This window comes from Streptomyces sp. NPDC006544 (assembly GCF_040611715.1).
Classification (GTDB): domain Bacteria; phylum Actinomycetota; class Actinomycetes; order Streptomycetales; family Streptomycetaceae; genus Streptomyces.
In genome coordinates this window covers 17,190-42,624 of the sequence record NZ_JBEXOV010000015.1, presented here as the reverse complement: position 1 = coordinate 42,624, position 25,435 = coordinate 17,190, and the positions used below count along the sequence as shown (strand labels likewise).

The window sequence follows — 25,435 nt, the reverse complement described above, 5'->3', positions numbered from 1 at the left end:
GCACAGGGCGGCGACCGAGGCCCGGCGGCGGGAGCGGCCGCGGCACGGATGACGGGGGTGTCTCCGCGCCGGCACCAGGCGCGGGCGCGGGGCGGCGGCACGCGGGCCAGGCCTCGTCCTCGAAGGCCGGCCACGCCCCGCGGGCCGCTCCAGCGGCGAACCGGGCATCGGTCATGGCCGGGGAGTCAGCCGCCCCGGTGACCGCGCCGCGAGCGCCCGTAGCCGGAGGCCAGCGGCATGCGCAGGCCCAGCGGGGGCGGCGCCGCCAGGGCGTCGGTGACCGGCCGCGAGTAGGGACCGCTGAACACCGATCCCAGGACGAAGTCCACGGACAACGCCACGACTTCGGCCTGGTGGTCACGCAGCCCGTGCCCGTCGGAGTGCACCTCGAACCGGCACGTCGTGCGGTTGGCCTTCTTCGCCCGGGCCGCCAGCCGGAAGGACAGCTCCGGGTCGCTGCGCGCGTCGTTCGTGCCGTGCACGATCAGCACCTGGCGGCCCGAGAGCTGTCTCACCGGTTCGGGGGAGTCGAGTGCGGACGCGTACGTCAGTGAAGGGGCCAGCGCGAGCACGGAGTTGACGGCCTCGTGGCCTCCCGCCGCGAGGGCCGCCGTGCCTCCGGCGTCGTAGCCGGCCAGGCAGACCGGCACGTCCCCGTACCGGCGGACCACCTCGTCCGCCGCCCACGTGGCGTCCGCCTCCCGGGTGCCCCCGCCGTGGACGACCTGGTGGGCGACCAGCCCGTCCGCCGCACCCGCACGGGCCAGGGCCCGAGCGAGCGGACGCACCGGGCCGGGGGACAGTCTGGACGCTCCGGGAAGCAGGAGGACCACACCACTGACAGTGGAGACCGAGCCGGTCGCGCCGGCCGCCCGCCCCAGGCGGGCCCCGCGCGCCGGGGGCGCATGCTGTGCCATGGCGAAACAGTCTCAGACGCCGGGCCCCACGTCACCCGTTCGCGCAGTCGTCCTTGTCCTGGGAGGCGACTCGGCCTGCGAACGGCCGGAAGAGGGGTCCTCGTCCGGGTGGAAGGCCGGGCGGCCCGGGGTCCCGCGGCGAAGCCGCGGGAGAAGGCGGGAGAAGGCGGCCGGGCGGCGGCAGGACACCGCTCGCGAGCGCGCCGGGAAGGCCGGGCGGGCCGCCGGTTCGCGGCGCGGCGCGGGCCGGCGAACCCCGGTCCGCACCGAAGGGCGACCGCGCCTCCGGGCGGAGGTGGGTCGGCGTCCGCATATCGGGTTCATTTCGGCAGGGGTCCGTTAACAGCGCTCTACGCGCGTAGGAGCTAGAGTGCCCAGATGACGAGCGAGACCCCCAACCTGCCCACACCGGATCAGATCCGCCGCTCCCCGAAGGTGCTCCTGCACGACCACCTCGACGGTGGACTGCGCCCCGGGACCATCATCGAGCTGGCTCACAGGGCCGGCTACGAGAACCTTCCCGAGACCGAGGCCGACAAGCTCGGCGTCTGGTTCCGGGAAGCCGCCGACTCCGGCTCCCTCCCGCGCTACCTGGAGACGTTCGCGCACACCTGCGCCGTCATGCAGACGAAGGAGGCCCTCTTCCGGGTGGCCTCCGAGTGTGCCCAGGACCTGGCCGAGGACGGCGTCGTCTACGCCGAGATCCGCTACGCGCCCGAGCAGCACCTCGAGGCCGGCCTGACCCTCGAAGAGGTCGTCGAGGCGGTCAACGAGGGCTTCCGCGAGGGCGAGCGCCGTGCGCGGACCAACGGCAACCGCATCCGCGTCGGCGCGCTGCTCACGGCGATGCGGCACGCGGCCCGCGCGCTGGAGATCGCGGAGCTGGCCAACCGCTACCGCGACAAGGGCGTCGTCGGCTTCGACATCGCCGGTGCCGAGGCCGGGTTCCCCCCCACCCGCCACCTCGACGCCTTCGAGTACCTCAAGCGCGAGAACAACCACTTCACCATCCACGCGGGCGAGGCCTTCGGGCTGCCGTCGATCTGGCAGGCCCTGCAGTGGTGCGGCGCCGACCGGCTCGGGCACGGCGTGAAGATCATCGATGACATCGAGGTCGCCGAGGACGGTTCCGTGACGCTGGGCCGCCTGGCCTCGTACGTGCGGGACAAGCGCATCCCCCTGGAGATGTGCCCGACGTCGAACCTGCAGACGGGCGCGGCGCTCTCCTACGCCGAGCACCCGATCGGCCTGCTGCGGAAGCTGCACTTCAGGCTGACGGTCAACACCGACAACCGGCTGATGAGCGGCACCAGCATGAGCCGTGAATTCGAGCACCTCGTGGACACCTTCGGCTACTCGCTGGAGGACATGCAGTGGTTCACGGTCAATGCGATGAAGTCCGCGTTCATTCCTTTCGATGAACGACTGGCCATGATCAATGAGGTCATCAAGCCGGGTTACGCGGAACTGAAGTCGGAATGGCTCTTCCGTCAGACCGCTTCCACCAGCGGTTCCGTCTCGGCGTAGGCCATGGCGTGACGGACTGAAAGCGCCCGGGAGGAGCAATTCCCGGGCGCTTTCTCGTATTTAATGATGTTTGCGGCCGACGGTTTGAAGTGACTAGTTTGCGGAGCCGCTCTTTTCCCCGTCGCAAGGACGATCCCTCATGAAGAAGTCAGCTGCCAAGACCATCGGTGTCGCCGCTCTCGGTGCCGCCTTCGCCGCAGTCGCCGCCGGGACCGCCTCGGCCTCCGTCCCCGCCGTCGGACTCGGTGATGCGCTGGGCACCGTCCAGGGCCTCACCAGCCAGCAGCACGTGAACGCCGAGGACGGCAAGAAGGCTCCCGAGGCGACCGACCCGGCCGCCGCGCTCGGCACGGTCACCGGCCTGCTCGGCGGTCTGCCGACCAGCGGCCTCGGCGCCTGATCCGTTCCGGGTCCCCTGACGGATTCGTACGCGATCCGTACGCGATTCGCACGCACGCCCACGCGGTGCACACCTCTTCGAGCAGGTGTGTGCCGCGTCGCGGCATGTGCCAGGATCACCGCCAACTGCCCGCCGACTCCCTGGGTATGAGGTCTCGATCATGCGCATGAAGGCACGAACGGCCACGGCCGTGCTGCTCCCCGCCCTCCTCCTCGCCGCGGTGGGCTGCGGCAGCAGTACGCACACCTCCGCCGACCCCGGGTCCCCGGACCCGAAGGGCTCCGCGAGCACGCCGGGCCAAGCCGCGTCCCCGGGCTCGCCGGGCACAGCGGGCTCGACGGGCACGGGCGCGCCCCGACGGTCCGGCAGCAGGCTGGAGCGTTCCGCCCTGGAGCAGGGCGACCTCGCCGGCTATCAGATCTCCGCGGACGCCAAGAACCCCAACGCCCCCGACGGTCAGCCCCAGGCCGACCGCAAGGCCTGCCAGCCGCTCGCCGACATCATGGGCGACAAGCCCGACCCGGCCGCGCGCGAGACGGTCAACCGGGGCGTCGGCTCGCAGAAGCAGGTGGGCCTCGCCGTCTCCGCCTCCGTCAGCTCCTACGCCGAGTCCGACGCCAAGGCGCTGATCGCCCGCCTCGAGGACGCCGTCGCCGCCTGCGGTACCGGCTTCTCCGCCACCGTCGAGAAGCAGACCGGCAGCTACCGCGACGTGAAGGCCGCCGACTACAAGGCGGGCGGGGACCAGAGCGTCAGCTGGACCACGACCGCCTCCGCCCAGGGCGTCACGGCGCGGGTGCACATCGTCGTCGTGCGCCAGGGCGACACCGTCGTCCGCCTCATGGCCCTCAACGTGACGGGCGCGTCCAAGGCTCCCGAAGTCCCGCACGAGATCACCGACAAGCAGATCCAGAAGGTCCGGGCGACCCGCTGAATTCCGTCCCTCCGGCACTACCAGCCGGCGGTTCCGGCGGCGCTGGTCCTGTCGTTCGGCAGGAGCACCCACAGCGCCAGATAGACCAGGAACTGCGGGCCGGGGAGCAGGCACGAGACGACGAAGATCAGACGCATCGTGTTCGCGGATATACCGAAGCGGCGCGCCAGACCGGCACAGACTCCGCCGATCCATCGTCCGTCACGGGGGCGGGCAAGGGCGCTCATGGTCTCTCCTCGTCAGATGAGCGGGAAGTTTTCCCGCGATGCCTCAATACTCCCGGTGAATCGCGGACAGAACGTCGGTCCAAGGGCCGAGCCCGACCCTGGTAATTCTCGGGGTCGCCCCCTGAGAACGGCTTTGGGGCCGCCCCGGGGAGGGGCTCTGGGAGCGGCTCCGCAACGGAGTCGCAGCGCCCGGACGGGAAAGCCCCGGGGCGAGGTGGCCACCGGTCGGCGCACCCGCGGGCGAGACCGTCCCGGCATGCCGCAGCCGCGCCCGCAGCAGCGGCACGACGGCCGCGTGCGCCACGACCACGCCGAGGGTGTTCAACAGCACCGAATCCACGTCGACCACTTGCCCCGGGACCGCGGTCTGAAGCATCTCGACGCCCACCGAGACCAGCGCGCCGGCGGCCCCGGTCCGGGCCAGCGAGGACCACGCGGCCAGTGGAGACAGTTGCACGCGCCCGCTGATCATCGGCAGCAGCACCCCGAGCGGAGCCAGCAGGGCCAGCCCGCCGCCGATCCGGCGCGCCGCCTCCAGGGGCCCGTAGGCGAGGTCCGCCCGGATCCCCTCCAGCGGGGTCAGATTGGCCGCCGCCGCCCACGGGACGTCCAGTGGGCGCAGCATCAGCCAGCCGACGAGGAGGAGATGCGCGGTCAGCAGGACTCCGGAGAAGAACCGGATCCGCAGGTGAATGGCGGCGTTGCCGCTGCCCTTGAGACGGTGCACGTCAGGGGAGACGCAGCGTCCGGTGTCCTCGGTTCCGGGTCGGGCGCCGGTCAGCCCGTGGCGAGCAGCACGATCAGGATGAGCGCACCGGTCAGGGCCGGCACGATGATCTCGTACGACCAGGCGACCTTCACGGAGCCCTGGGCGCCGGGCCGCGAGGCCCCGCGCTCCTGCAGTTCGCGCAGTTCGTCCACGGTCTGGTCCGCGGCGGCCCGCTGGGGGTTCTCGGTGTTCGGGGTCCGGCCGCCCGGGGCGGGTGCGGCCGTGCCCCGGCCCATGATGCCGCCGAGCCGGCCGTTCGGGCGGTTCTGGACCCGGTTGGCCTTCTTGCGTTCCCGCAGTGAGACGGGGACGGACCACAGCTGGTACTTCGCCCCCTCGGCCAGTACCTCGGCGGAGAACCGGGCGCGGACGGCGTCCACCGCGGCCCAGGGCAGCTCGATGATCCGGAACGGGTTCCGCACGCGCATCCGGTCGGCGTTGGCGAAGACCGCCGGACGGATGGTGAAGGCCACGATGAGCGGCGCGAGGAACAGCGCCACGGCGAGGGCCAGCCAGGGAGCGTTGCCGCTGCCCCGGACCACGGCGTCCCCGCAGAGCCATCCGAGCAGCGCGAGCATCACCACGCCCGTGACGGTCGCCATGGGTGAGCGGTAGACCCGGTCGTCGTACACCGGTTCGTCATGGGGCTGCTCGCTGCTCATGCGCCCGATTCTGCCTCACGTCGTCTCAGCCCACGAGATCGGCGTACAGGATGATGTTGTCGGGGCGGTGGCCCGAGGTGATCTCGCCGCCGCAGGTGATGACGCGCAGCTCGGGGCGCGGGGTGTCCCCGTAGACCTTGGCGGTCGGGAAGCTCTTCTTGTCCACCTGCTCCAGCTCGCGGACCCTGAAGACGGCGGTGCTCCCGTCCGCCCGGGAGACGCTGATCTCGTCGCCGGCGTGGACCCGCGAGACGTCCTTGAGCACGGCCGGGCCGCGCGCGGTGTCGAAGTGGCCGATCAGTACCGCGGGACCGGTCTCGCCGGGCGTGACGCCCTTGGTGTACCAGCCGATCTTGTCCGCCTCGGGTACGGAGGGAACCTCGACGGTGCCGTCGGCGGCCAGGCCGAGCTTCAGTACCGGGGAGGTGTCCACCCCGGCCGAGGCGATCCGGACGCGGACCGGCTCGGAGGCGGGCAGGGGGGCGGCGGCCGCCGGGGGCGGGAGAGCGGCCGTGGGGGTGACGGCGGGCGGGGCGGAGACCGCGGGCGGGGCGCCGGTGGTGTGGGCGCCGCCGCCGCACCCGGTCAGGAGGACGGCGACGGCGGCGAAGAGGACGGCGGGGAGCAGCGGGTGGGCGGCACGGTGGGCCATGGGGACACTCCGGGAACGTGTTCGGGCGGGCCACCCGGGAGGGGTGGCCCGCCGCAGGCGAGGCGAGGAACAGGGGGGCGTCAGTCCTGGGCGCGGCGGCGCAGGACCATGACGGCTCCGAGCGCCCCGAAGATCGCCATCAGTCCGGCGCCGGCCGCCACGGTGGTGGTGTCGTCGGTGTCCTCGACGGCGATCTCGGCACCCGCCGCGACCCCGCCCCTGGGCACGACGGTGGTCTGGCCGCCGGTCTGCGGCTTCGGAGCGGCCGGGGTGGCGGCGGACGCGGCGGACGCGGCGGGCTTCGGGGCGGCCGGGGTGGCGGCTGAGGGGATGGGCTTCGGGGCGGGTTCGTCGTCGTGCACCTTGTAGGTGGGCGTGCAGCCCGCGGGGAGCGCGGGGAAGCCGGCGTGACCGAGCGGGACGGGGGCGTGGACGCCGCCCTGGGGGTGCCACCACTCCAGGACCGGGTGGGCGCCGTTCGGGTTCACGATGCGCAGGTCGCGGCCCGTGGGGTCGGTGCGGGTCAGCGTCAGTGACCAGGTCTGGGAGGGGTCGGCGGAGTGCGCGACGGCCTGGGGTCCCTCCGGCGACATCGTCAGGTCGGCGACGCTGCCCTCACCGATGTCGACCCGTTCGACTGCGGAGATGCACGTGGCGGCCGGCCCCGTGGCCTTCGGCAGCGGGAACGACTTGGTGACGTGCTGATCCCACACGGTGAGCACCGCCTCGGCGGTGTCCGCCTTGGCGAGGGTGAAGACCATCCCTTGTTCCGACGCCTGCGCGTGCGACCGGTTCAGCGAGGCCAGGGGCTTCGGGTGCGTCGTGCCGTCCGCGTCCACGACCCGGATCTCCACGGAGGGCCCGTCCGCCACGGAGTTGCTCATGAGCGCGACCAGGTGCTCGCTGATGACGACCTTCGTGGTCTCGGACGCGGCCGCCTCCGTCGATGTCACCGCCTGCGGCGCCGCGGCGGGCGCGGCGAACGCGGCGCCGGCGGCCGGTACGAGCATCGCGCCCGCGAGGGCCGCGGTCACGATCGAAGTGCGGAGGGAAAGGGCGGAACGCATAACGACTCCTGGAGCGCGTGGTCGGCCCGGTGGGCCCTGATCGGCAGGAAGGTGGAGGAGAGTCGCATGCCGCGTCGAGTCTGGTCGGTCTCTTTCGGCCGGGTCAGGTGTGGCGGGCTGCTGAAGAGAAATCTATTGATCTTGTTCGGCCGGATGATCCGCCTCCTGTCATGGGCGTGTAACGGGCGAACGGGTGTCGGAACGGAAGTGGGCATTCCCTAAGGAATGCCCTGAATCGGGGGAGGGGGGTGACACGGCTCCACGCGCAGATCTGCTCATGCTTCAGGGGCCCGGGGGCGAGGTTCGCCCTGATGCCGCGCGGCCGGGGCCGGCGGAAGGACGGCGGGTGGCCCGGCGAACGCGCAAGGGCGGGCCACCGCGTGGGTGGCCCGCCGGGGCGCGAGGCCGGGTTGTGCGGGCCGGGGTCAGCCGCGGGAGCGGGCCTTGCGGGCGCGGACCATGAAGGTGGTGCCGAGCGCGAGGAGGATCGCGACCAGCCCGGCGCCGGCGGCCGTCGTGATGCTGTTGTCGTCGTCGGCGGTGATCTCGGCGCCCGCGGCCACGGGGCCCTTGGGCACGACGGTGGTCTGGCCGCCGGTCTGCGGCCTGGGCGCGACGGGCGCGACGGACGGCTTCGTGGACGGCTTCGCGGACGGCTTGGGGTCCGGCTGCGGCTTCTGGGTCGGCTTCTGGAACGTGTAGTCGAACGTGCAGCCCTTGGGCAGCTTCGGGAAGGCCGCGTGGCCGTACGGCATGTCGCCGCCCTGGGTCTTCCACTCGAAGACCGGCTCGGCGGAGCTCGGGTTCAGGATGCGGGCGATGATCCCGGCGCCCTCCGGCAGGGAGGGCACGGCGCGCGTCAGGCTCGTGTGCTCCGCATCGGGGCCTTCCTCGGCGAACTCCAGCTGGGCGACCGGGCCGTTCGGGGTCATCATGAGCCGGGCCAGTGCGCCCGCCCCGATGGGCTGCGAAACGGGCTCGCTCCCGCACTCCGAACCCTGGCCGTGCGGCAGCTCGTAGGAACTGGTCTTGCCGTTCTTGGTCACGACGAGGCTCTGGACGTGGATCTCTTCGCCTTCCACGAGCTTCAGCTGCAGACCCTCGACCGAACCGGTGCGGTGCTCGTCGTCCAGCGTGAGCAGGACGTCACCCGTGTAGGTGTCGCCGGGCTTCCAGTCGGGGGAGACCGCGCGGATCCAGGCCTCGGGGCCCTCGGACCTGTAGCGCAGCACCGCGACGATCCCCTTGTCGATGGAGACGGGGGTGCCCGCGTAGCGGTCGGGGACGGAGGGCGACGCGGCCCCGGAGGACGACGCGGCCGCGGCCGCCGACCCGGTGGCGGCGAAGGCGGCTCCGGCGGGGGCGAGGAGGGCCCCGGCGAGCACGGCGGTGGCGAGGGCGGTGCGGGCGGCGGTACGCATGACGACTCCTGGAGCGATGGGGCGAGGGATGAGGAAGGAGAGCCGCATGCCGCGTTGTCTCTGTCGGGTTGTCGTCCGGGTGAGGTTCGGGCGGGGCTGCTGGGAACAAATGTATGGACCACGTGCGTGCGGATCGTTTGCTTCCTGTCATGGCCGCGTAACAGGGAGTGGAGGTGTCGATTCCATAGCGGATCAGGTGGAATCGGGGGGAGGGGGTGACAGGTCGCTACGCGCGTAGATATGCTCATGTGGTGACCATGCCCACCACCCTCACCGCATTCGCTGACGTGACGACGTCCGACAGTGCGCTGCGCCGCTTCCTGCACGGGCTGCCCGGCGTCGACGCTGTCGGCCTGGAGGCCCGCGCGGCCTCCCTCGGCACCCGCTCGATCAAGACGACGGCCAAGGCGTACGCCATCGACCTGGCCATCTCGATGATCGACCTGACGACGCTGGAAGGCGCGGACACCCCGGGCAAGGTCCGGGCGCTCTCCGCCAAGGCCGTGCATCCCGATCCGACCGACCGCACCACGCCCACGACGGCCGCCGTCTGCGTGTACCCCGACATGGTGGCCACCGCCAAGGCGGCCCTGAACGGCGCCGACGTCAAGGTCGCCTCCGTCGCCACCGCCTTCCCGGCGGGCCGCGCCGCGCTGCCCGTCAAGCTCGCCGACACGGCCGACGCCGTGGCCGCCGGCGCCGACGAGATCGACATGGTCATCGACCGTGGCGCCTTCCTCGCCGGCCGCTACCTCGAGACCTACGAGCTGATCCGCTCGGTCAAGGAGGCCTGCGTCCGCCCCGACGGCAGCGCGGCCCGCCTCAAGGTGATCTTCGAGACCGGCGAGCTGTCCACGTACGACAACATCCGCCGCGCCTCGTGGATCGGCATGATGGCCGGGGCCGACTTCATCAAGACCTCCACCGGCAAGGTCGGCGTCAACGCGACCCCCGCGAACACGCTCCTCATGCTCGAGGCCGTCCGCGACTTCAAGGCGCAGACTGGAATCCAGATCGGCGTGAAGCCGGCCGGCGGCATCCGGACCACCAAGGACGCGATCAAGTTCCTGGTCCTGGTCAACGAGACCGCGGGTGAGGACTGGCTGAGCAACCACTGGTTCCGCTTCGGCGCCTCCAGCCTGCTCAACGACCTGCTGATGCAGCGCCAGAAGCTGAGCACCGGCCGTTACTCCGGTCCCGACTACGTGACGGTGGACTGATCACCATGGCATCTGTATTCGATTACGCACCCGCCCCCGAGTCGCGTTCCGTCGTCGACATCGCGCCCTCCTACGGGCTGTTCATCGACGGCGAGTTCACCGACGCGGCGGACGGCAAGGTCTTCAAGACCGTCTCCCCGTCCTCCGAAGAGGTCCTCGCCGAGATCGCGCAGGCCGGCGCCGCCGACGTGGACCGTGCCGTGAAGGCCGCCCGCAAGGCCTTCGAGAAGTGGTCCGCGCTGCCCGGCTCCGAGCGCGCCAAGTACCTCTTCCGCATCGCCCGGATCATCCAGGAGCGCAGCCGCGAGCTGGCCGTCCTGGAGACCCTCGACAACGGCAAGCCGATCAGGGAGACCCGCGACGCGGACCTTCCGCTGGTCGCCGCGCACTTCTTCTACTACGCGGGCTGGGCCGACAAGCTCGACCACGCCGGCTACGGCGCGAACCCCCGCCCGCTGGGCGTGGCCGGCCAGGTCATCCCGTGGAACTTCCCGCTGATGATGCTCGCGTGGAAGATCGCCCCGGCGCTCGCCACCGGCAACACCGTCGTGCTGAAGCCGGCCGAGACGACCCCGCTCTCCGCGCTGTTCTTCGCGGACATCTGCCGCCAGGCGGGCCTGCCCAAGGGCGTCGTCAACATCCTCACCGGGTACGGAGACGCGGGCGCGGCCCTCGTCGAGCACCCGGACGTGAACAAGGTCGCCTTCACCGGCTCCACCGCCGTCGGCAAGGCCATCGCGCGCCAGGTCGCCGGTACGGACAAGAAGGTCACCCTGGAGCTGGGCGGCAAGGGCGCCAACATCGTCTTCGACGACGCCCCCATCGACCAGGCCGTCGAGGGCATCGTCAGCGGCATCTTCTTCAACCAGGGCCAGGTCTGCTGCGCGGGCTCGCGCCTCCTGGTCCAGGAGTCGATCCAGGACGAGCTGATCGACTCGCTCAAGCGCCGCCTGTCCACGCTGCGCCTCGGCGACCCGCTCGACAAGAACACCGACATCGGTGCGATCAACTCCGCCGCCCAGCTCGCCCGGATCACCGCGCTCGCGGAGACCGGCGAGGCCGAGGGCGCCGAGCGCTGGTCCGCGCCGTGCGAGCTGCCGTCCTCCGGGTACTGGTTCGCCCCGACGCTCTTCACGAACGTCTCCCAGGCGCACACCGTCGCCCGTGACGAGATCTTCGGCCCGGTGCTGTCCGTGCTGAGCTTCCGCACGCCCGACGAGGCCGTCGCCAAGGCCAACAACAGCCAGTACGGCCTGTCGGCCGGCATCTGGACGGAGAAGGGCTCGCGCATCCTCGCGGTCGCGAACAAGCTCCGCGCCGGTGTCGTCTGGGCCAACACGTTCAACAAGTTCGACCCGACCTCGCCCTTCGGCGGTTACAAGGAGTCGGGCTTCGGGCGCGAAGGCGGCCGTCACGGCCTGGAGGGCTACCTCGATGTCTGAGCGAAGTGTCGAAAAGGGCGGCTCCGCCGCCGGGCGTCTGAGCGTCTTCAAGACCTACAAGCTGTACGTCGGGGGCAAGTTCCCGCGATCCGAGAGCGGCCGGGTGTACGAGGTGAGCGACTCGAAGGGCAAGTGGCTGGCCAACGCCCCGCTGTCCTCCCGCAAGGACGGCCGTGACGCGGTCGTCGCGGCCCGGAAGGCCTTCGGTGGCTGGTCGGGCGCGACGGCCTACAACCGGGGCCAGATCCTCTACCGCATCGCCGAGATGCTGGAGGGCCGCCGGGACCAGTTCGTCCGCGAGGTCGGCGACGCCGAGGGGCTGTCCAAGACCAAGGCCGCGGCGGTCGTGGACGCGGCCGTCGACCGCTGGGTCTGGTACGCGGGCTGGACCGACAAGATCGGACAGATCGTGGGCGGGGCCAACCCGGTCGCGGGCCCGTTCTTCAACCTCTCCACCCCCGAGCCGACCGGTGTCGTCACGGTCGTCGCCCCGCAGGCGTCGTCCTTCCTCGGGCTGGTCTCCGTGATCGCCCCGGTGATCGCCACCGGCAACACCGTCGTGGTCATCGCCTCCGAGCAGGCGCCCCTCCCGGCGCTCTCCCTCGGCGAGGTGCTGGCCACCTCCGACCTGCCGGGCGGCGTGGTCAACATCCTGTCGGGCAAGGCCTCCGAGATCGGCCCGCACCTGGCCTCGCACCAGGACGTCAACGCCATCGACCTCGCGGGCGCCGACGTGGCGCTCGCCAAGGAGCTGGAGATCGCGGCGGCGGACAACCTCAAGCGCGTCCTGCGTCCACAGCCTGTGGACGACTGGAGCGCCGACCCGGGAACGTCGCGCATGACGGCCTTCCTGGAGACCAAGACCGTCTGGCACCCGACCGGGTCGCTGGGCGCGGGCGGCTCCTCGTACTGACGCGCACCAGCGCGTCCGGCCGTACGAGACCCGGCCCCCGAAGACCGGCCCCGGCAGTGTCCCCCGCACTGCCGGGGCCCTTCGTGTCCTGCGCGGGCTCCGCGGGCTCGCGGGCCCTGCGGGGCCCGCGAGCCCGGTGGAGGCAAGGGCGCTACTTCACCGCGCCCGGCAGCAGCGGACCGAGCAGCGAGGACGCCGCCGCGGTGGGCAGTTCACCGACCGACGAGCCGCGCGTCAGACTGCCCGTGACCATGCTCGTGCCGACCGCGGGGAAGTCCGCGACCTTCGTGGCCAGGCCGTTGTCCAGCGGGTCCACCCCGGTGTTGGCCAGCGGGTTCACCTTCAGGTTCGCGATCGGGTCGGCCACCCCGGACAGCGCCGCCGGGACCGAGAGCTCGCCCGCCTGGGCTCCGCCGGCGGCCATCGCGAGCGCCGCGCCGGCCATCGAGAGGGTCAGGCCTGCGGTGCGCAACGCCTTGGAGTGGTCTGCTTTGGGGGCTGCGTGACGTGCCATGGATTCCCGCCTGTGGGCTCGTACGGAGTGGTAGTCGCGTGCGCACGCAGCGTAGTGGAGGTGTGATCCTGGATACCAACGGGCCTCTGGATGGGTCCCCTGCGCGAGGTAATGGTTCACACTGATGTCCCGTGAGCTGCTCCTCTCCTTTGCCTACGCGTGTCGTGCTGCTGACCGGCCCCTCGGGGTCCGGCAAGTCGTCGCTGGCGGCCCGTTCCGGGCTGCCCGTGCTGCGCCTGGACGACTTCTACAAGGACGGCGACGACCCCACCCTCCCGCTCGTCGACGGCACCGCCGACATCGACTGGGACTCCCCGCTGTCCTGGGACGCGGAGGCGGCGGTGGACGCGATCGCGCACCTGTGCTCGGCCGGCCGCGCCGAGGTGCCCGTCTACGACATCGCGGCCTCCGCGCGGACCGGGACGGAGGCGCTGGACATCTCCCGGACGCCCCTGTTCATAGCGGAGGGGATCTTCGCCGCGGACATCGTGGCCCGGTGTCAGGAGCGGGGGCTGCTGGCGGACGCGCTCTGCCTGCGGGGCCGCCCGTCGACGACGTTCCGCCGGCGCCTGGCGCGGGACCTGCGGGAGGGCCGCAAGTCCGTGCCGTTCCTGCTGCGCAGGGGATGGCGGCTGATGCGCGCCGAGCGGGGCATCGTGGCCCGCCACACCGCGCTGGGCGCCCACCCGTGCGGCCGTGACGAGGCCCTGGGCCGGCTCGCCGCCGCGGCGGCCGGCCGCCACCGCACCACGGCCCCGGCGTAGCCTCCGGCCGGGCCCGGTCCGGCCCGGAGACCCGCGGCCGCCGTGAACGCCAAAAGGCGGGATCAAACGGACCCCCGGCCGCTTGATCCCGCCCCTTGCCCCCCGTGACCCCGTCCCACCCCCGCGGGACGGGCCCCCCGGCCCCATGGTCTGTGTGGTCGTGCCGTGCCCGTCGTGGTGGCCGCGCCCGCCCGGAGGGGGCCTACGCCACCAGGTCCTCGAAGGACTCCGACTCGTCGCGGCCGAAGCTCAGGGCCTCGTCCTCGCGCATGCGGCGCAGCGAGCGCCAGATGCTCGACTTCACCGTGCCGACGCTGATGCCCAGGATCTCGGCGATCTCCGGGTCCGTGCGGCCCTCGTAGTACCGGAGCACCAGCATGGTGCGCTGCGGTTCCGGGATCCGGGTGAGCGCCTGCCACAGCACCGCGCGCAGCTCCGTACCGCCCATCGCGTCGGTGTCCGAGGCCGTCTCCGGCAGCTCCTCGGTCGGGTACTCGTTGAGCTTGCGCCGGCGCCAGGCGCTGATGTGCAGGTTCGTCATCGTGCGCCGCAGGTAACCGCCCACGGCGGCCTTGTCGCTGATGCGGTCCCAGGCGCGGTACGTGGAGAACAGCGCGGTCTGCAGCAGGTCCTCGGCCTCGTAGCGGTCGCCGGTCAGGTGGAAGGCCGTCGCGTAGAGGGCGGCCCGCCGCTCCTGTACGTACGCAGTGAACTCGGCCTCGTTGGAGGAGTCCGCGCGGTCCGCGGAGTCCGCCGTGCGCTGCACGGGGACGGAGGGGCGCTGGTAGGTCTTCGCGTCGATGGCCACCACGTGCGCCGGCCGCCGGGAAGGGGCCGTCGCCGTACGGACTGCCGTCCGGCGGTTCACATCGTGCAGCCGCGTGACAACCGCGCTGGTCTTGGTTCCGTGCAGCGTGCTCATCTCGCGCCCCCCGTCGTGGAGTCTGTCCGTTCGTTGGTAGAAGACTGCCCCCCCGAGATAACCGGGGTGTCCTTCGACTGTCACAGGCCTGTCACAGGGACCGGGACGGGCGCGCGCCGGACGTCCGCCCCGTCGTGCGCCGCGCACCCGCCAGCGCCCGGAGCGTGCCCCGTCCGGGATTGGGCCCGCAGGGCGGTCGAAGTCCCGACGGGCGATGGGACAGAATGAGCGCGTGCCCTTCCTGTTGCTCATCGAGGACGACGACGCCATCCGCACGGCCCTCGAACTCTCCCTGTCACGCCAGGGCCACCGTGTGGCCACCGCGGCGACGGGAGAGGACGGCCTCAAACTGCTGCGCGAGCAGCGGCCGGACCTGATCGTCCTGGACGTCATGCTGCCCGGGATCGACGGCTTCGAGGTGTGCCGGCGGATCCGCCGTACCGACCAGCTGCCGATCATCCTGCTGACCGCGCGCAACGACGACATCGACGTGGTCGTGGGCCTGGAGTCCGGAGCCGACGACTACGTCGTCAAGCCCGTCCAGGGCCGGGTGCTCGACGCCCGCATCCGGGCCGTGCTGCGCCGCGGCGAGCGGGAGTCCACCGACACCGCCGTGTTCGGCCCGCTGGTCATCGACCGGTCCGCCATGACGGTGACGAAGAACGGGGAGGACCTCCAGCTCACCCCGACCGAGCTGCGGCTGCTGCTGGAACTCAGCCGCAGGCCCGGCCAGGCGCTCTCCCGGCAGCAACTGCTGCGGCTCGTCTGGGAGCACGACTACCTGGGCGACTCGCGCCTCGTCGACGCGTGCGTGCAGAGGCTGCGCGCCAAGGTCGAGGAAGTGCCCTCGTCGCCCACCCTGATCCGCACGGTGCGGGGCGTCGGCTACCGACTGGACTCCCCTCAGTGATCAGAGCCCTCTTCGCGGGCCGGCGCTGGACCAGCCTGCGGCTGAGGCTCCTCATCGTGTTCGCCCTGGTCGCGCTGACCACCGCCGTCTCCGCGTCCGGGATCGCGTACTGGCTCAACCGCCAGGCCGTCCTGGACCGTACCCAGGACGCCGCCCTCGGCGACTTCCGGCAGGAGATGCAGAACCGGGCCGCCGCGCTGCCCGCCGATCCGACACAGGAGGAACTGCAGCGCACCGCCGAGATGATGGCGGGCAGCAGCCCCGGCTACAGCGTGCTGCTCCTGGGCGAGCGCAAGGACGGCACGAAGGTGACCGGCGCGGCCGGGCCCGACGCCTTCGGGTTGTCCGACGTGCCGAAGTCGCTCCAGCGCGCGGTCAACGACCGGCAGAAGACGACGGCGGTCAACGACGCCGAGTACCACATGTACTGGCAGCGGACGAAGCCGCACGGCAACCCGTACCTGGTCGGCGGCACCCGGATCGTGGGCGGCGGCCCCACCGGCTACATGTACAAGTCCCTCGCCCAGGAGCGCGACGACCTCAACGCCCTGGCCTGGTCGCTGACCATCGCCACCGGCCTCGCGCTGCTCGGCTCCGCGCTGCTCGCGCAGGCCGCGGCCCGGACCGTGCTCAAGCCCGTACAGCGGCTGGGCGACGCGGCGCGGCGGCTCGGCGAGGGGGAGCTGGACCACCGCCTGGAGGTGTCGGGGACGGACGAACTCGCCGACCTGGCGCACACCTTCAACAAGACGGCGGAGGCGCTGGAGAAGAAGGTGGCCGACATGAGCGCGCGGGAGGAGTCCAGCCGGCGGTTCGTCGCGGACATGTCCCACGAACTGCGCACGCCGCTGACGGCCCTGACGGCGGTCGCCGAGGTGCTGGAGGAAGAGGTCGACGACCTCGACCCGATGATCGCACCGGCGGTCGCGCTGGTCGTGAGCGAGACCCGGCGGCTGAACAACCTGGTCGAGAACCTGATGGAGGTCACCCGCTTCGACGCGGGGACGGCGCGGCTGGTGCTGGACGACGTGGACGTCGCCGACCAGGTGACGGCCTGCATCGACGCGCGGGCCTGGCTCGACGCCGTCGAACTGGACGCGGAGCGCGGGATCGTGGCGCGCCTCGACCCCCGGCGTCTGGACGTGATCCTGGCCAACCTGATCGGCAACGCCCTCAAGCACGGCGGTTCGCCGGTACGGGTCTCCGTGCTGGTCGAGGGGGAGTGGCTGGTCATCGCGGTGCGGGACAACGGTCCGGGCATCCCCCAGGCCGTGCTGCCGCACGTCTTCGACCGCTTCTACAAGGCGAGCGCCTCGCGGCCCAAGTCGGACGGCAGCGGGCTGGGCCTGTCCATCGCGAGGGAGAACGCGCACATCCACGGCGGCGACATCACCGCCGCGAACAGGGCGGAGGGCGGTGCGCTGTTCACCCTGCGGCTGCCGATGGACGTGGGGAAGGTGATCGCGCATGAAGACGAGTCTTAGTCGCAGTGGCAGTGGCAGTGGCAGTCGCAGTGGCAGCCGTGGCCGGGTGCGCGGTCCGGCGGTCGCGGCCCTGGGCGGTCTCGCCCTTTCGGGGCTGGCCCTCGCCGGGTGCGGCATCCAGGCGTCCACCGTGCCGGTGGACGTGGGCGCGGCGCCCTCGCGGGTGTCCTGCGACACCCCGGCCAAGCCGTCGACCGGGTCGGCCGCGGTGCAGGGCATCCGGGCCACGGTGGAACTGGTCTGCGGAGCCCAGCTGGTCGGCGTCGAGCGGGTGGTGCCGATGCCGGAGAAGAAGCCGTCCCGGGACGTGGTGGTGCTGGTCAGCCAGGCCCTGCTGGAGGCGCTGCAGCGGGAGCCGTCGCCGCAGGAACGGGACGCGGGCTTCACGACCGGCGTCCCGGCCGGGCTGACGGCGGCCGCGCCGCGGCCCGGGGACCCGGCCGGGACGGTCCGCCTCAGCCGCAAGCCGGAGGACCTGCCGCCGGTGGCCCTGTCGCAGATCGTGTGCACGCTGTCGGACAGCGAAGCCGTGTCCGCGGGAACGGGGCCGGTGGTCCTGGGCGGCCCGGACTCGGACCCGCCGAGGGCCTGGGAGTGCAGCGAAGCCGTCCGCTCCCGCCCGGAAGCGGTGCCGACCCTGGGCGACGTGGTCCTGCCGACTCCTTCCTGACGGATCGCGAGGGCGGGGAGCTCCGGCCCGGCCGGGTCGCGCCCCGGGGCGTCGGCCTCGTCCCCTTCAGGGGAGGCGCGGGCCCGTGAGGTGGGCCGTCAGCTCCTCCACGAAGGCGGCCTGCCGGGGCGGAAGGGGGCCGGGGCGGGTGGCGCAGAACCACGTGCGGGTCAGGGGCCGGGCCCCGATGCGGACCAGGGCGAGGCCGTGCGAGGAGGAGTACGGCGCGGCCACCCAGTTCGGCAGGATCGCCACGCCCTGTCCGCCCGCCGCCATCTCGATGACCAGGTCGGTCACCAGGGGCATGGTGGTGATGCGGGCGGGCCGGGCACCCGGGGGGATCGGCAGCGGTTGCGCGGGGGCGCGGCTCTGGTCGTAGACGTCGTAGAGGACCAGGTCCACGCCCGTGAAGTCGCGGGCCGTCACGTGCGTGCGGGACGCCCAGGGGTGCCCGGCGGGCACCACGGCCACCATCTCGTCCTCGAACAGCGGGCTCAGCCGCACCCGGTCCATCTGCACGTCCTGCTTGGTGACCAGGGCGACGTCGACGAGGTCGGCGAGGAGGGCCGGGATCGGCGCGTCGTCGGGGACCGTGACGATCCGCACCTCGGTGTCCGGCTCCCGTGCGCGGAAGGCGCGCAGTACGGGGGGCAGCCACGGGAAAGTGGTGCTGCACTGCGCGGCGAAGCGCACCCGGCGGTCCCTGCCGTCACGGATGTCCCGCAGGTCACGGGTGGCCGACTCCAGTTCACCGAGGACGTGCCGCGCGGCGACGAGCATCCTGCGGCCGGCCGGGTTCGGCACCAGCCTGCGGCCCGCGCGCTCGAAGAGCCGCATCCCCAGCCGGTCCTCCAGCCGGGTCAGGCGCTGGCTGAGGGCGGGCTGGCTCACGTAGAGCCGTGAGGCGGCGGCGGTCAGCGAGCCGGTCTCGGCCATCGCCTCCAGGAGCTCCAGGTCTCGCAGGTCGACATCCATAACCGTGGATTATCACATGCTTCAAAATCGGTCGTGGTGTGATGAGTTGACGGGCCGTACGTTTCCGGTGTCAGCGAGACGCGCCGACCGGTCGAACCGGTCGGATACGAAAGGCACCTCCACCATGTCCGATGTCACGACCCACGCCACCGCCGTCCACGGCGCCCGTACCGCCCTCGTCACGGGCTCGTCCAGCGGCATCGGCCTGGACATCGCCCGCGCCTTCCTGGAGGCCGGCGCCAACGTCGTCCTCAACGGCCGCGACGCCGACCGCCTCGCCAAGGCCGCGGCCGCCCTCGGCAGGCCGGAGCGCACCGCCTGGGCCGCGGGCGACATCGCCGACCCGGGCACCGGCGAGGCGCTCGTGCGCACCGCCCTCGACCGCTTCGGAACCGTCGACGTCCTCGTGAACAACGCCGGGACCTTCGCGTCCAAGCCCTTCACCGAGGTCACCGAGGAGGAACTGGACGGCTTCCTGACCCACAACCTCAAGGGCACCTACCTCACCACCCAGGCCTTTGTACGGGGGGTGCGCACGCAGGGGCGCGGCGCCGCGGTGGTCAACATCGGCACCGTCCTGGTGGACCACGGCCTGGCCGGCTTCCCGGCCTCGGCGCCGGTGGCGAGCAAGGCCGGTGTGCACGGGCTGACGGTGAGCCTGGCGGCGGAGCTCGCGGCCGACGGCATCCGCGTCAACCTCGTGGCGCCCGGCATCGTGCGCACGCCGCTGCACGAGGGCGCCGACGTGGACGCGTTCGGGGGGCTCGCGCTGCTCGACCGGGTCGGCGAGGTCGCGGAGATCTCGCAGGCGGTCCTCTACCTCGCGGACGCGGAGTTCGTCACGGGCCACGTCCTGCGCGTGGACGGCGGCCACGTCACCGGCCGCTCCTGAGGCGGCGCCCCACCCCGGGGCGCCGGACGGCGACCGGCCCCGGACCGAGAGGCCGAGAGGCCGAGAGGTCCGGGGCCGGTGGGCCGTGCGGGGGCGCCGGACGGGTCAGATGCCCGCCGCGGCCGCCAGGTCCTTCTTGATCGCCTCGAGGACCTCCCGGCCGCGGGCGCGGGCCGGGGCGAGGTCCGCGGCGTCCGCCACCGGGACCACGACCTCCAGGTAGCACTTCAGCTTGGGCTCCGTACCCGACGGGCGGACGATCACCCGTGCCGTGTAGTCGCCCTCGAGGTAATAGCGCAGCCCGTCCGTGGGCGGGAGCGTGGCCGTGCCCCGGTTCAGGTCCTCCGCCGAGGCGACCCGCAGGCCCGCCAGCGAGAGAGGCGGCTGCGCGCGCAGCGCCGCCATCGCCGAGGCGATCACCGACAGGTCCTCGACGCGGACCGACAGCTGGTCCGTGGCGTGCAGCCCGTGGGCCATCGCCAGGTCGTCCAGCAGATCGGTCAGGGTCCGGCCCTGCTCCTTGAGCTCCGAGGCCAGTTCGGCGACGAGCAGGGCGGCCGTGACGCCGTCCTTGTCGCGGACGCCCTCGGGGTCCACGCAGTAGCCGAGCGCCTCCTCGTACCCGTAGCGCAGGCCCTCGACGCGGGAGATCCACTTGAATCCGGTGAGGGTCTCCTCGTAGCCGACGCCCGCCGCCCGCGCGATCCGCCCGAGGAGGGAGGAGGAGACGATGGACTCGGCGAAGACGCCCTCGGCGCCCTTGTGCACCAGGTGGGCGGCGAGCAGCGCGCCGACCTCGTCGCCGCGCAGCATCCGCCAGCCGGAGGCCGAGGCGTCGTCCGGGACGGCCACCGCGCAGCGGTCGGCGTCCGGGTCGTTCGCGATGACGATGTCCGGCTCGGCCCGGGCGGCCGTCGCGAAGGACAGGTCCATCGCGCCCGGCTCCTCCGGATTGGGGAAGGCGACCGTCGGGAAGGCCGGGTCCGGCTCGGCCTGCTCGGCCACCAGGACCGGGGCCGGGAAGCCGGCGCGGGCGAAGGCGGCCAGGACCACGTCCTTGCCGACGCCGTGCATGGCCGTGTAGACGGTCCGCACGCCCCGGGGGGAACCGGGGGTCAGGACGGCGTCCGTGCGCTCCAGGTAGGCCTCCAGGACCTCCTCGCCGAGGTCCTGCCAGCCGCTGTCGGGGCGCGGTACGTCGGCCAGCGCGGCGATCGCGTCGATCTGCGCCGCGATCTCGGCGTCGGCCGGGGAGACGATCTGCGAACCGTCGCCGAGGTAGACCTTGTAGCCGTTGTCCCGGGGAGGGTTGTGGCTCGCGGTCACCTCGACGCCGGCGACGGCGCCCAGGTGCCTTATGGCGAACGCGAGGACGGGCGTGGGCAGCGGGCGGGGCAGGACGGCCGCGCGCAGCCCGGCGCCGGTCATGACGGCGGCGGTGTCACGGGCGAAGTCCGCCGACTTGTGGCGCGCGTCGTAGCCGACGACGACCAGGCCGCCGGCGTGGCCCTGGGCCTTGAGGTAGGCCGCGAGACCCGCCGCGGCCCGGATGACCACGCTCCGGTTCATCCGCATCGGGCCCGCGCCCAGCTCGCCGCGGAGCCCGGCGGTGCCGAACTGCAGCAGGCCGCGGAAGCGGTCCGCGAGCTCGGCCGTGTCACCGGCGTCGAGGAGTGCGGCGAGCTCGGCCGCCGTCTCCGGGTCCGGGTCCTCGGCCAGCCAGGCCCGGGCCCGTGCGATCAGATCGTCCTGCGCGTCCTGCACGTCCTGCACTACCTCTCGTCGGTCGGTCGGTTCGCTCGTCAGATCCGGGCGAGGACCTGGGTCAGCAGCGTGCCCATGCGCGCGGCCGAGTCGCGGCCGGCCTGGAGCACCTCTTCGTGGTTGAGCGGCTCGCCGGAGATGCCGGCCGCCAGGTTGGTGACCAGGGAGATGCCGAGCACCTCGGCGCCGGCCTCACGGGCGGCGATGGCCTCCAGCACGGTGGACATGCCGACCAGGTCGGCGCCCATGACGCGGATCATGTTGATCTCGGCCGGGGTCTCGTAGTGCGGGCCGGGGAACTGCACGTAGACGCCCTCTTCGAGGGTCTCGTCGATCTCCTTGCACATCGCGCGCAGGCGCGGCGAGTACAGGTCGGTCAGGTCCACGAAGTTCGCGCCGACGATCGGCGAGGTCGCCGTCAGGTTGAGGTGGTCGCTGATCAGCACGGGCTGACCGGGCTTCATGCCCTCGCGCAGACCGCCGCAGCCGTTGGTCAGGACGACGGTCTTGCAGCCGGCGGCGACGGCGGTGCGCACGCCGTGGGCGACGGCGGCGACGCCGCGGCCCTCGTAGTAGTGGGTCCGGCCGAGGAAGAGCAGCGCGCGCTTGTCGCCGATCTTGTACGAGCGGATCTTGCCGCCGTGGCCCTCGACGGCGGGGGGCGGGAAGCCGGGGAGCTCGGTGACCGGGAACTCGGCCTCGGGCGCACCGAGCGCCTCTGCGGCGGGGGCCCAGCCGGAGCCCATCACGAGGGCGACATCGTGGGTCTCGGCGCCGGTCAGCTCGATCAGGCGGGCGGCGGCGGCGTCGGCGGCGGCGAAGGGGTCGGTAACAGATGCGTTCACGCGGAAGAGCGTAGCCGCTCCGGGCCTACGCGCGTAGATGGCGCAGCTCACGGTGTTCGGATCGTTGTCTTGTCGTTTCCGCCGAATAGTCCCCCGAGGGCGTGCGGGCCGTGCGGCGCCGTCGCCGGGGGCCCGTGAGGGGCTCCGCCCCGGACCGGCGTCAGCAGGGGCGCTTGCGCAGTTCCATCACGTAGTCGTGGGGCGCGCCCGCGGACTCGGCGGCGTCGGCCAGCTCGCCCAGGTAGCGCGCGGACGGCAGGCCGCCCTCGTAGCCGTTCAGGACGTAGATCCAGGCCGCTTCCTCGCCGTCCAGCGTGTGCACCCGTACCCGCATGCGGCGGTAGATGTCGAGCCCGACGCCCTCCCAGCGGTCCAGGGAGTCCTCGTCCAGCGGCGCGACGTCGTACAGCGCCACGAAGACCTGGTGGCGCGGCGCCTCGACGATCGTCGCCAGCGCGCCCTCCCAGCCCATCTGCTCGCCGCCGAAGGTCAGCCGCCAGTCGTTGATCCAGCCCGTGCCGCGCAGCGGCGAATGGGGGGCGCGGCGCGTCATCAGCCGCGGGTCGAGGTTGCCGGCGTACGCGGCGTAGAGCGACATGAGGTCGAGAGTACGGGAGGGACAACCTCCGCCGCGTGTCCGGCCGGGTCCGGGCCCGGCATCCGGGACGGGCCGCCGGGCCCGCCCTCCGGACACCGGCGGGCCCCGCCACCGGCCGGCAGGCCCCTGGCCTGGCCTTGCGCGCGCCGGGGCCGCGCCGGGGCCGTGCCGGCGCCCGTACGGCGGCCTGGGGGTGAAGCACCTTGATGCGTGCGGGACAATGGGGCACGGAATGCATCCCCCGGGGAGACCCCCGGAAGCCCCGGCCGGGGCGGCAGCCGGCCGGGTAGACGTGAGGCGGAGTTTTCGTGACCCGGATCGTGATCATCGGCGGCGGACCAGGCGGGTATGAGGCGGCCCTCGTGGGGGCCCAGCTCGGCGCGGAGGTGACCGTCGTGGACTGCGACGGCCTGGGCGGGGCGTCGGTGCTCACCGACTGCGTCCCCTCCAAGACCCTCATCGCGACCGCCGAGGTCATGACGACCTTCGACTCGTCGTACGAGGAGCTCGGCATCGTCGTCGCCGACGACACCCCGCACATCGAGCAGGCCGCGCGGGTCGTCGGCGTGGACCTCGGCAAGGTGAACCGGCGCGTCAAGCGGCTCGCGCTCGCCCAGTCGCACGACATCACCGCCTCCGTCACCCGGGCCGGCGCCCGCGTCGTCCGGGGCCGCGGCAAGCTCGGCGGCCCGCAGGGCATCGACGGCACGCGCGACGTCATCGTCACCGCGGCCGACGGCAGCGAGACGATCCTGACGGCCGACGCCGTGCTCATCGCGACCGGCGGGCACCCCCGCGAGATCCCCGACGCGATGCCCGACGGCGAGCGGATCCTGAACTGGACCCAGGTCTACGACCTCGACGAGCTCCCCGAGGAGCTCATCGTGGTCGGCTCCGGCGTGACCGGCGCCGAGTTCGCCGGCGCCTACCAGGCCCTCGGCTCCCGGGTGACCCTCGTGTCCTCCCGCGACCGCGTGCTGCCCGGCGAGGACCCGGACGCCGCCGCCGTCCTCGAGGACGTCTTCCGCCGCCGCGGCATGAACGTCATCGGCCGCTCCCGCGCCGAGTCCGCCAAGCGGGTGGGCGACCGGGTCGAGGTGACCCTCTCCGACGGCCGGGTCATCACGGGCACGCACTGCCTGATGGCGGTCGGCGCGGTCCCCAACACCACCGGCATGAACCTGGAGGAGTCCGGGGTCAGGCTCAAGGACTCCGGGCACATCTGGACCGACAAGGTCTCGCGCACCTCCTCGCCCGGCGTGTACGCGGCCGGTGACGTGACCGGGATCTTCGCCCTGGCGTCCGTGGCCGCCATGCAGGGGCGCATCGCGATGTACCACTTCCTCGGCGACGCGGTGACCCCGCTGAACCTGAAGACGGTCTCGTCGAACGTCTTCACCGACCCCGAGATCGCCACCGTCGGCTACACCCAGGCCGACGTGGACTCCGGCAAGATCGACGCCCGCTGCGTGAAGCTTCCGCTGCTGCGCAACCCGCGCGCCAAGATGCAGGGCATCCGGGACGGCTTCGTGAAGCTGTTCTGCCGGCCCGGGACCGGGATCGTCGTGGGCGGCGTGGTCGTCGCGCCGCGCGCGAGCGAGCTCATCCACCCCATTTCGATCGCCGTGGACAACAACCTGACCGTCGAGCAGATCGCAAACGCGTTCACCGTGTACCCCTCGCTGTCGGGCTCGATCGCCGAGGTCGCGCGCCAGCTGCACACGCGCAAGGCCGCCGGCGAGGCCTAAGTACCGGTAACGGCCCTTCTGAGCAAGGGCTTTGGAGTGGGCCGCCGGCCCGTCGCGGAGCAGGGGCGCGGCGGGCCGACGGCGTATACCACTAGCGGGGTCGCAGTACGGACAACTTCGGTATTCCGATGCAAGGAGCTGAAAGAAGACGGTCGTTGGGGTTACTGTCAGTTTCGTGTTCGCTGCAGAACGTCGCCAATTGATCCTCGAAATGGTGCGGGCCAACGGAGCGGTGTCGCTCCGGGAGCTCGCCCGCGTCGTCCAGACCTCCGAAGTGACCGTACGTCGGGACGTGCGGGCACTGGAGGCAGAAGGACTCCTCGACCGCCGGCACGGCGGTGCGGTACTACCGGGCGGTTTCACGCGAGAGTCCGGCTTTCCGCAAAAGTCCCATCTCGCGACGGCGGAGAAGACCGCCATCGCCGATGTCGCGGCCTCCCTCGTCGAAGAGGGCGAGGCCATCGTCGTCGGCGCGGGCACCACGACCCAGGAGCTGGCCCGCCGGCTCGCCCGGGTGCCCGGCCTGACCGTGGTGACCAACTCCCTCCTGGTCGCCCAGGCGCTGGCCCACGCCAACCGGGTGGAGGTGGTGATGACCGGCGGAACCCTGCGCGGGTCCAACTACGCCCTGGTGGGCAGCGGCGCCGAGCAGTCCCTCCAGGGGCTGCGGGTCTCGCGGGCCTTCCTGTCCGGGAGCGGCCTCACCGCCGAGCGCGGGCTGTCCACGTCCAACATGCTCTCCGCGAGCGTGGACCGGGCGCTGGTCCAGGCGGCCGCCGAGGTCGTGGTCCTGGCGGACCACACGAAGCTCGGCACGGACACCATGTTCCAGACGGTGCCGACCGATGTGATGACCCGCCTGGTGACGGACGAGCCCCCGCCGCACGACGACCGCGCGGGCACGGAACTCCAGGCACTGGCGGACCAGGGCGTCCAGATCACGGTGGCGGGCGGCGCGGCGGCCCCCGGCGCGTCCGGCGACGGCATGGCGGGCCGCCGCCCCCGCCGCGAGTCCCCCCTCCCGGTCCAGCGCCGCGGCGGCCCGACGGCGCAGCTGCGCAGCGCGGGTGCGCTGCACGACGCGCAGCCGGGGGAACGGGAGCGGGCGAGGGTGGCGGACCTGCGGCGGCGGTGAGGGCCGCCCGCCTGCGTCGAGTCGCTGTCATGCCGCAGCCCGGCGCGACGTCGCTGTGGTTAC

At 72.5% G+C, this 25,435-nt stretch carries 26 protein-coding genes; 13 read left to right on the top strand and 13 right to left on the bottom strand.

Annotated features, from left to right (window positions below):
- Nucleotides 1-185: 185 nt before the first annotated feature.
- Nucleotides 186-917 (bottom strand): alpha/beta hydrolase, encoded by a 732-nt coding sequence (locus ABZY44_RS10195; RefSeq protein ID WP_356651900.1) that lies wholly within the window; start codon nucleotides 915-917, stop codon nucleotides 186-188.
- Nucleotides 918-1,295: 378 nt separating this feature from the next.
- On the opposite strand from ABZY44_RS10195, the gene ABZY44_RS10190 reads away from it, so the two are divergent.
- The 3 genes from ABZY44_RS10190 (at nucleotide 1,296) to ABZY44_RS10180 (ending at nucleotide 3,778) form a co-directional block, all read left to right on the top strand.
- Nucleotides 1,296-2,444, top strand: coding sequence for an adenosine deaminase (locus tag ABZY44_RS10190; protein ID WP_356651898.1), 1,149 nt, complete (start codon nucleotides 1,296-1,298; stop codon nucleotides 2,442-2,444).
- 139 nt (nucleotides 2,445-2,583) lie between these two features.
- Nucleotides 2,584-2,844: a hypothetical protein gene (locus ABZY44_RS10185; RefSeq protein ID WP_356651896.1), complete on the top strand. Its 261-nt coding sequence runs from the start codon at nucleotides 2,584-2,586 to the stop codon at nucleotides 2,842-2,844.
- Nucleotides 2,845-3,010: 166 nt separating this feature from the next.
- Nucleotides 3,011-3,778, top strand: a complete 768-nt coding sequence (locus ABZY44_RS10180; protein ID WP_356651894.1) for a hypothetical protein — start codon at nucleotides 3,011-3,013, stop codon at nucleotides 3,776-3,778.
- 17 nt (nucleotides 3,779-3,795) lie between these two features.
- On the opposite strand, the gene ABZY44_RS10175 is transcribed toward ABZY44_RS10180, so the two are convergent.
- From ABZY44_RS10175 to ABZY44_RS10150, 6 genes are all read right to left on the bottom strand, one after another.
- Nucleotides 3,796-4,005: a PspC domain-containing protein gene (locus ABZY44_RS10175; protein ID WP_356651892.1), complete on the bottom strand. Its 210-nt coding sequence runs from the start codon at nucleotides 4,003-4,005 to the stop codon at nucleotides 3,796-3,798.
- A gap of 43 nt (nucleotides 4,006-4,048) precedes the next feature.
- Entirely contained in the window at nucleotides 4,049-4,699 is a 651-nt protein-coding gene (locus ABZY44_RS10170) for a VanZ family protein (protein ID WP_356652013.1), read from the bottom strand.
- A gap of 83 nt (nucleotides 4,700-4,782) precedes the next feature.
- Complete coding sequence (locus ABZY44_RS10165; protein WP_356651890.1) at nucleotides 4,783-5,436, bottom strand: PH domain-containing protein; 654 nt, start codon at nucleotides 5,434-5,436, stop codon at nucleotides 4,783-4,785.
- Between the two features lie 25 nt (nucleotides 5,437-5,461).
- Nucleotides 5,462-6,088, bottom strand: coding sequence for a class F sortase (locus ABZY44_RS10160; protein WP_356651888.1), 627 nt, complete (start codon nucleotides 6,086-6,088; stop codon nucleotides 5,462-5,464).
- An 80-nt stretch (nucleotides 6,089-6,168) separates the two neighbouring features.
- Nucleotides 6,169-7,155 (bottom strand): hypothetical protein, encoded by a 987-nt coding sequence (locus tag ABZY44_RS10155; RefSeq protein WP_356651886.1) that lies wholly within the window; start codon nucleotides 7,153-7,155, stop codon nucleotides 6,169-6,171.
- 425 nt (nucleotides 7,156-7,580) lie between these two features.
- A complete protein-coding gene (locus tag ABZY44_RS10150; RefSeq protein WP_356651884.1) occupies nucleotides 7,581-8,576 on the bottom strand; it encodes a hypothetical protein in 996 nt (331 codons plus the stop codon).
- Between the two features lie 257 nt (nucleotides 8,577-8,833).
- Here ABZY44_RS10150 and deoC point away from each other — a divergent pair, with 257 nt between their 5' ends.
- From deoC to ABZY44_RS10135, 3 genes are read left to right on the top strand one after another with little or no spacing between them, the layout of a single operon-like run.
- Complete coding sequence (gene deoC, locus ABZY44_RS10145; protein ID WP_356652011.1) at nucleotides 8,834-9,796, top strand: deoxyribose-phosphate aldolase; 963 nt, start codon at nucleotides 8,834-8,836, stop codon at nucleotides 9,794-9,796.
- A 5-nt stretch (nucleotides 9,797-9,801) separates the two neighbouring features.
- Nucleotides 9,802-11,238 (top strand): aldehyde dehydrogenase family protein, encoded by a 1,437-nt coding sequence (locus ABZY44_RS10140; RefSeq protein ID WP_356651882.1) that lies wholly within the window; start codon nucleotides 9,802-9,804, stop codon nucleotides 11,236-11,238.
- Nucleotides 11,231-12,151, top strand: a complete 921-nt coding sequence (locus ABZY44_RS10135) for an aldehyde dehydrogenase family protein (protein ID WP_356651880.1) — start codon at nucleotides 11,231-11,233, stop codon at nucleotides 12,149-12,151. Before ABZY44_RS10140 ends, ABZY44_RS10135 begins: the two co-directional genes overlap by 8 nt.
- Nucleotides 12,152-12,302: 151 nt before the next feature.
- Here the strand turns inward: ABZY44_RS10135 and ABZY44_RS10130 are convergent, their stop codons facing one another.
- Entirely contained in the window at nucleotides 12,303-12,665 is a 363-nt protein-coding gene (locus ABZY44_RS10130) for a hypothetical protein (RefSeq protein WP_356651878.1), read from the bottom strand.
- 131 nt (nucleotides 12,666-12,796) lie between these two features.
- Between ABZY44_RS10130 and ABZY44_RS10125 the strand changes: the two genes are divergently transcribed.
- A complete protein-coding gene (locus tag ABZY44_RS10125; protein WP_356651876.1) occupies nucleotides 12,797-13,429 on the top strand; it encodes an ATP-binding protein in 633 nt (210 codons plus the stop codon).
- A gap of 202 nt (nucleotides 13,430-13,631) precedes the next feature.
- On the opposite strand, the gene ABZY44_RS10120 is transcribed toward ABZY44_RS10125, so the two are convergent.
- Nucleotides 13,632-14,351 carry a SigE family RNA polymerase sigma factor gene (locus ABZY44_RS10120; protein ID WP_356651874.1) on the bottom strand — a complete coding sequence of 240 codons (720 nt, stop codon included), beginning with the start codon at nucleotides 14,349-14,351 and terminating at the stop codon, nucleotides 13,632-13,634.
- Between the two features lie 232 nt (nucleotides 14,352-14,583).
- Here ABZY44_RS10120 and afsQ1 point away from each other — a divergent pair, with 232 nt between their 5' ends.
- The 3 genes from afsQ1 to ABZY44_RS10105 are packed head-to-tail and all read left to right on the top strand — an operon-like array spanning nucleotide 14,584 to nucleotide 17,415.
- Complete coding sequence (gene afsQ1 / locus ABZY44_RS10115; RefSeq protein ID WP_254382550.1) at nucleotides 14,584-15,261, top strand: two-component system response regulator AfsQ1; 678 nt, start codon at nucleotides 14,584-14,586, stop codon at nucleotides 15,259-15,261.
- The gene (locus ABZY44_RS10110) at nucleotides 15,258-16,745 is read left to right on the top strand and encodes a HAMP domain-containing sensor histidine kinase (RefSeq protein WP_356651872.1); all 1,488 of its coding nucleotides are present in this window, start codon (nucleotides 15,258-15,260) and stop codon (nucleotides 16,743-16,745) included. The genes afsQ1 and ABZY44_RS10110 overlap by 4 nt, the downstream gene beginning before the upstream one ends.
- Nucleotides 16,729-17,415, top strand: a complete 687-nt coding sequence (locus ABZY44_RS10105) for a hypothetical protein (RefSeq protein WP_356651870.1) — start codon at nucleotides 16,729-16,731, stop codon at nucleotides 17,413-17,415. Before ABZY44_RS10110 ends, ABZY44_RS10105 begins: the two co-directional genes overlap by 17 nt.
- Nucleotides 17,416-17,481: 66 nt before the next feature.
- On the opposite strand, the gene ABZY44_RS10100 is transcribed toward ABZY44_RS10105, so the two are convergent.
- Entirely contained in the window at nucleotides 17,482-18,390 is a 909-nt protein-coding gene (locus ABZY44_RS10100) for a LysR family transcriptional regulator (protein WP_356651868.1), read from the bottom strand.
- 124 nt (nucleotides 18,391-18,514) lie between these two features.
- On the opposite strand from ABZY44_RS10100, the gene ABZY44_RS10095 reads away from it, so the two are divergent.
- On the top strand, nucleotides 18,515-19,282 hold the full coding sequence (locus ABZY44_RS10095) for an SDR family oxidoreductase (RefSeq protein ID WP_356651866.1): 768 nt from the start codon (nucleotides 18,515-18,517) through the stop codon (nucleotides 19,280-19,282).
- A 105-nt stretch (nucleotides 19,283-19,387) separates the two neighbouring features.
- Here the strand turns inward: ABZY44_RS10095 and ABZY44_RS10090 are convergent, their stop codons facing one another.
- The 3 genes from ABZY44_RS10090 to ABZY44_RS10080 all read right to left on the bottom strand — a co-directional run bounded on the left by ABZY44_RS10090 (nucleotide 19,388) and on the right by ABZY44_RS10080 (nucleotide 22,489).
- Nucleotides 19,388-21,046 carry a phospho-sugar mutase gene (locus ABZY44_RS10090; protein ID WP_356652009.1) on the bottom strand — a complete coding sequence of 553 codons (1,659 nt, stop codon included), beginning with the start codon at nucleotides 21,044-21,046 and terminating at the stop codon, nucleotides 19,388-19,390.
- Between the two features lie 38 nt (nucleotides 21,047-21,084).
- A complete protein-coding gene (locus ABZY44_RS10085; RefSeq protein WP_356651864.1) occupies nucleotides 21,085-21,891 on the bottom strand; it encodes a purine-nucleoside phosphorylase in 807 nt (268 codons plus the stop codon).
- A 160-nt stretch (nucleotides 21,892-22,051) separates the two neighbouring features.
- Entirely contained in the window at nucleotides 22,052-22,489 is a 438-nt protein-coding gene (locus ABZY44_RS10080) for a gamma-glutamylcyclotransferase (RefSeq protein ID WP_356651862.1), read from the bottom strand.
- A 308-nt stretch (nucleotides 22,490-22,797) separates the two neighbouring features.
- On the opposite strand from ABZY44_RS10080, the gene ABZY44_RS10075 reads away from it, so the two are divergent.
- On the top strand, nucleotides 22,798-24,237 hold the full coding sequence (locus tag ABZY44_RS10075) for an NAD(P)H-quinone dehydrogenase (protein WP_356651860.1): 1,440 nt from the start codon (nucleotides 22,798-22,800) through the stop codon (nucleotides 24,235-24,237).
- Nucleotides 24,238-24,412: 175 nt separating this feature from the next.
- Nucleotides 24,413-25,372 (top strand): DeoR/GlpR family DNA-binding transcription regulator, encoded by a 960-nt coding sequence (locus ABZY44_RS10070; protein WP_356651858.1) that lies wholly within the window; start codon nucleotides 24,413-24,415, stop codon nucleotides 25,370-25,372.
- Nucleotides 25,373-25,435: the final 63 nt, after the last annotated feature.